Here is a 5,275-nt window from a genome sequence, read left to right as displayed (position 1 = left end):
GGCTCCGAGGTCGGCCTGGCCATGGACGCCGCCGCCGAACTCGACGGCCAGGGACACGCCGTGCGCGTGGTCTCCATGCCCTCCACCTACCGCTTCAACGGCCAGGAGGCCGAGTACCGCGAGAGCGTGCTGCCGCCCAGCGTCACCAAGCGGCTCGCCATCGAGGCAAGCCACCGCGACTACTGGTACAAGTATGTGGGCCTCGAAGGGCGCATCATCGGCATGAGCACCTACGGCGAGTCCGCACCGGCCGGTGACCTGTTCAAGCACTTCGGCTTCACCGTCGAGAACGTCGTCAAGGAAGCCAGGGAACTGCTCGAGGGCTGAGCGCCGCAGGCACTGCGACGCGGCGTGACGCGGCGTGACGCAATAGAGAAGGGCACGGCCGGCTGGCCGTGCCCTTTTTCGTGCGCCCTTGTTCCTGCACCCCGCCACCCGACTCAGGCGATGGTGACGTTCGGGTCGAGGTAGACGTCCTGGATGGCGTGCAGCAGCGCCACGCCCTCGTCCATGGGCTTCTGGAAGGCCTTGCGCCCGGAGATCAGCCCCATGCCGCCGGCACGCTTGTTGATTACCGCGGTGCGCACCGCCTCGGCCAGGTCGGAGGCCCCCTTGGAGCCGCCACCGGAGTTGATCAGCCCGGCTCGCCCCATGAAGCAGTTGGCCACCTGGTAGCGCGCCAGGTCGATGGGGTGGTCCGTGGTCAGGGCGTCGTAGACCCGGTCGTGGGTGTGGCCGAAGCCGACGGCCCGGTAGCCACCGTTGGTCTCAGGCAGCTTCTGCTTGACGATATCGGCCTTGAGGGTCGCCGCCAGGTGATTGGCCTGGCCGGTGAGGTCCGCCGCCACGTGGTAGTCGCTGCCCTCCTGCTTGAAGGCCGGGTTGCGCAGGTAGGCCCATAGCACCGTGACCATGCCCAGCTCGTGGGCCCGCTCGAAGGCCGCGCTGATCTCCATGATCTGCCGGCGGCTCTCGTGGGAGCCGAAATAGATGGTCGCCCCCACCGCCACACAGCCCATGTCGAAGGCCTGCTCGACCTGGGCAAACAGCGTCTGATCGTAGATCGCCGGATGGCTCAGGGTCTCGTTGTGGTTGAGCTTGAGCATCATCGGGATGCGGTGGGCGTAGCGGCGCGCCACCGAGGCGAGCACGCCCAGCGTCGAAGCCACGCCATTGCAGCCGCCTTCGATGGCCAGCTCGACGATATTGGCCGGATCGAAGTAGCGGGGGTTGGGGGCGAAGGAGGCCCCGGCAGAGTGCTCGATGCCCTGGTCCACCGGCAGCAGACTGAGATACCCCGTGCCGCCCAGCCGGCCATGGTCGAACAGCGCCTGGAGGTTGCGCATCACGGCGGGGCGGCGATCACTGTCGGCCACCACCCGGCCGACGAAGTCGGGCCCCGGCAGGTGCAGGCCGTCCCGGGGGATGCCGCGGCACTGGTGTGTCAGCAGGGACTCGGCCTCGTCGCCGAGCCAGTTGGCGATATCGGTCATGGCGTTCCTCTCCTTGGTCGGGTTGACGTCGCTATTCCCAGCGTAGCGGATGACCGTACCCATCGCGGGCCGGGCCTTGCAACCTGTCGCCAGGAGAGGACAAGGGCCCCGCGGTTAGCGATCGCTCCACCGCCGGCGCCTTCGCCTCGCTGGGCATGAGCCTACCGGCATCCTCACCGCCCTGCTGCTGCCGCTGGCCTGGCGGCTGCCGGGACTCGTCGGCTGAAGTACGCTAGAATCCTGCCTTTCATTTTCTTCCTATCATCTCGCGACCTGGAGCCCCCGCCACCGCCATGGCCCACCGCATCGCCATCAATGGTTACGGCCGCATCGGCCAGTGCGTGCTGCGCGCCCTGATTGAGCAACAGAGAGCCGAGCAGCAGAGAGCCGAACAGGCCGATGGCGCCGGCCCGGCCCTGGAACCAGCCCTCGAGATCGTCGCGATCAACGAGCTCTCCGACCTCGCCACCATCGCCTACCTGACCCGCTACGACACCACCCACGGCCGCTTTCCGGCGACGGTGGAGCGCAACGGAGAGGGGCTGCGCATCGACGGGCGCGAGATCCGGGTACTCTCCGAACCCGACCCGGACCGCCTGCCCTGGCGCGAACTCGGCGTCGACCTGGTCCTGGAGTGCTCCGGCAGCTTCAAGGACCGCGCCACCGCCCAGCGCCACCTGGCCGCCGGCGCCGGCCGCCTGCTCTTCTCCCAGCCGGCAGAAAACGATGTCGACGCCACCATCGTCACCGGCATCAACGACCATGAGCTCGCCCCCGGCCACCGCATCGTCTCGGCGGCCTCCTGTACCACCAACTGCCTAGTGCCGGTGCTCACCGTGCTCGACGACGCCCTCGGCATCGAGCACGGCGTCACCACCACCATCCACTCGGCAATGAACGACCAGCCGGTAATCGACGCCTACCATCAGACCGACCTGCGCCTGACCCGCTCGGCGATGCACTCCATCGTGCCGGTGGACACCGGCCTGGCGCTGGGCATCAACCGCCTGATGCCGCACCTGGCCGGGCGCTTCGAGTGTCTCCACGTACGGGTGCCGACCATCAACGTCTCGGCCATGGACATCGCCGTCACGGTGCGCCGCGATACCAACGCTGCCGAGGTCAACGCCCTGCTCGCCGAGGCCAGCCGGGGGCGGCTGGCGGGGCTGCTCGGTTTCACCGCGGAACCGGTGGCCTCGGTCGACTTCAACCACGATCCGCGCTCCGGTATCGTGGACGCCACTCAGACCCGGGTGGCCGGCGGCCGACTGATCAAGCTGCTCTGCTGGTTCGACAACGAGTGGGGCTTTGCCAGTCGCATGCTCGATGTCAGCCGGCGCCTGGCCGCCCTGCCCCTCGACACCCCCTGCCCCCTTCCGGTTTCCAGATGAGGACCACGCCCCGATGAACGTGCGCAAGATGACCGACCTCGACCTCAGCGGCCAGCGCGTGCTGATCCGCGAGGACCTGAACGTGCCCGTCAAGCACGGCAAGGTGACCAGCGACGCCCGCCTGCGCGCCGCCCTGCCCACCATCCAGGCCGCTCGCGACGCCGGCGCCAGGGTGATGCTGATGAGCCACCTGGGCCGCCCCACCGAGGGCGAGCCCGCCGAGGAGTTCTCCCTGGCCCCGGTGGCCGAGCACCTGGGCGAACTGCTGGGCCAACCGGTCACCCTGATCGCCGACTACCTGGACGCCGCCCTGGACCTGGCCGATGGCGAGGTGGTGCTGTTCGAGAACGTGCGCTTCAACAGCGGCGAGAAGAAGGACGACGAGACCCTCTCCCGGCAGTACGCCGCCCTGTGCGACATCTTCGTGATGGACGCCTTCGGCACCGCCCACCGCGCCCAGGCCTCCACCCACGGGGTGGCCCGCTTCGCCCCGCTGGCCTGTGCCGGCCCACTGCTGGCCGCCGAGCTCGACGCCCTGGAGAAGGCGCTGGCCACCCCGGCACGCCCGATGACCGCCATCGTCGGCGGCTCCAAGGTCTCCACCAAGCTCGACGTGCTCCATGCCCTCTCAGAGAAGTGCGACCAGCTGATCGTGGGCGGCGGCATCGCCAACACCTTCATCGCCGCGGCGGGCCACAACGTCGGCAAGTCGCTGCATGAGGCCGACCTGCTCGACCAGGCGAAGGCCCTGATGGCGAAGGTCGAGATTCCGCTGCCCACGGACGTGGTGGTGGCCACCGAGTTCTCCGAATCCGCCACCGCCACCGTCAAGCCGGTGGATCAGGTCACCGACGACGAGATGATCCTCGACATCGGCCCCGAGACCGCCGCGCGGCTGGCCGCCATGCTCAAGGACGCCGGCACCATCCTGTGGAACGGCCCGGTGGGCGTGTTCGAGATCGATCAGTTCGGCAAGGGGACGGAGGTGATCGCCCTTGCCATCGCCGAGAGCCCCGCCTTCTCCATCGCCGGCGGCGGCGACACCCTGGCGGCCATCGACAAGTACGGCATCGCGGACCGGGTCTCCTACATCTCCACCGGCGGCGGCGCCTTCCTCGAGTACGTGGAGGGCAAGACCCTGCCGGCGGTGGCCGCCCTCGAGGCGGCCGCCGAGCGGGCCTGATAGACTCCAGCGATCGCCTCTACACAACCGACTCCCTGTGACCGACTCGCGGCGCCGTCAGGCGCCGCGACCCCGCAAAAGGTAACACCATGGCACTGATCAGCATGCGCCAGATGCTGGACCACGCGGCCGAGTATGGCTACGGCGTTCCGGCCTTCAACGTCAACAACCTCGAACAGATGCGCGCCATCATGGAAGCCGCCGACCGCACCGACTCGCCGGTGATCGTCCAGGCCTCCGCCGGTGCCCGCAAGTACGCCGGCGCCCCCTTCCTGCGCCACCTGATCCTGGCCGCGGTGGAGGAGTTCCCGCACATCCCGTTGTGCATGCACCAGGACCACGGCACCAGCCCCGGGGTGTGTCAGCGTTCCATCCAGCTCGGCTTCTCCTCGGTGATGATGGATGGCTCGCTGGGCGAGGACGGCAAGACCCCCACCGACTACGACTACAACGTCGACGTCACCCGTCGCACCGTGGAGATGGCCCACGCCTGTGGCGTCTCCGTGGAGGGCGAGCTGGGCTGCCTGGGCAGCCTGGAGACCGGCATGGCCGGCGAGGAGGACGGCATCGGCGCCGAGGGCAAGCTGGACATGGAACAGCTGCTCACCGACCCGGAGGAGGCCGCCGACTTCGTCAAGGCCACCGGCGTGGATGCCCTGGCCATCGCCATCGGCACCAGCCACGGCGCCTACAAGTTCACCAAGCCGCCCACCGGCGACACCCTCTCCATCCAGCGCATCAAGGAGATCCACGCCCGCATCCCCGACACCCATCTGGTGATGCACGGCTCCTCCTCGGTGCCCCAGGAGTGGCTCGAGGTGATCAATCGCTTCGGCGGCGAGATCCCCGAGACCTACGGGGTGCCTGTCGAGGAGATCGTCGAGGGCATCCGGCACGGCGTGCGCAAGGTGAACATCGACACCGACCTGCGCCTGGCCTCCACCGGCGCAGTGCGCCGCTTCCTGGCCGAGCACCCCAGCGAGTTCGACCCGCGCAAGTTCCTCAAGGAGACCGTCTCCGCCATGCGCGACGTCTGCATCGCGCGCTACGAGGCCTTCGGCACCGCCGGCCACGCCTCGAAGATCAAGCCCATCAGCCTCGAGGCCATGGTCGGCCGCTACGAGAGCGGGGAGCTTGCCCCCAAGGTGAAGTGAGGCGCTGACGCCTGCCCGTCAGGCAGCCAGGCGACAGAAGGGGCGGCCCAAGGG

The 5,275-nt window shown here is 68.8% G+C and carries 5 protein-coding genes; 4 read left to right on the top strand and 1 reads right to left on the bottom strand.

Translation table 11 applies throughout. From position 1 onward, the window contains the following. A partial coding sequence (locus tag IBX53_RS14310) for a transketolase C-terminal domain-containing protein (RefSeq protein WP_290910512.1) occupies positions 1 to 327 on the top strand: 327 nt, incomplete at its 5' end. Between the two features lie 113 nt (positions 328 to 440). Here IBX53_RS14310 and IBX53_RS14305 read toward each other — a convergent pair. Beyond that, complete coding sequence (locus IBX53_RS14305; protein WP_290910509.1) at positions 441 to 1,493, bottom strand: class I fructose-bisphosphate aldolase; 1,053 nt, start codon at positions 1,491 to 1,493, stop codon at positions 441 to 443. Positions 1,494 to 1,786: 293 nt separating this feature from the next. Between IBX53_RS14305 and IBX53_RS14300 the strand changes: the two genes are divergently transcribed. The 3 genes from IBX53_RS14300 (at position 1,787) to fba (ending at position 5,221) form a co-directional block, all read left to right on the top strand. Beyond that, on the top strand, positions 1,787 to 2,884 hold the full coding sequence (locus IBX53_RS14300) for a glyceraldehyde 3-phosphate dehydrogenase NAD-binding domain-containing protein (protein WP_290910506.1): 1,098 nt from the start codon (positions 1,787 to 1,789) through the stop codon (positions 2,882 to 2,884). A 13-nt stretch (positions 2,885 to 2,897) separates the two neighbouring features. Then, entirely contained in the window at positions 2,898 to 4,067 is a 1,170-nt protein-coding gene (locus tag IBX53_RS14295; protein ID WP_290910503.1) for a phosphoglycerate kinase, read from the top strand. A gap of 89 nt (positions 4,068 to 4,156) precedes the next feature. Next, complete coding sequence (gene fba, locus IBX53_RS14290; RefSeq protein WP_290910500.1) at positions 4,157 to 5,221, top strand: class II fructose-bisphosphate aldolase; 1,065 nt, start codon at positions 4,157 to 4,159, stop codon at positions 5,219 to 5,221. Positions 5,222 to 5,275 lie beyond the last annotated feature (54 nt).

It is taken from the genome of Halomonas sp. (assembly GCF_014859505.1).
Classification (GTDB): Bacteria; Pseudomonadota; Gammaproteobacteria; order Pseudomonadales; family Halomonadaceae; genus Halomonas.
This window is presented reverse-complemented; position numbering and strand designations above follow the sequence as displayed.

Bases quoted from the DNA above. Each gene is read 5' to 3' on its own strand.
- fba (WP_290910500.1), top strand. From the start codon at position 4,157: ATGGCACTGATCAGCATGCGCCAGATGCTGGACCACGCGGCCGAGTAT.
- IBX53_RS14295 (WP_290910503.1), top strand. From the start codon at position 2,898: ATGAACGTGCGCAAGATGACCGACCTCGACCTCAGCGGCCAGCGCGTG.
- IBX53_RS14305 (WP_290910509.1), bottom strand. From the start codon at position 1,493: ATGACCGATATCGCCAACTGGCTCGGCGACGAGGCCGAGTCCCTGCTG.
- IBX53_RS14300 (WP_290910506.1), top strand. From the start codon at position 1,787: ATGGCCCACCGCATCGCCATCAATGGTTACGGCCGCATCGGCCAGTGC.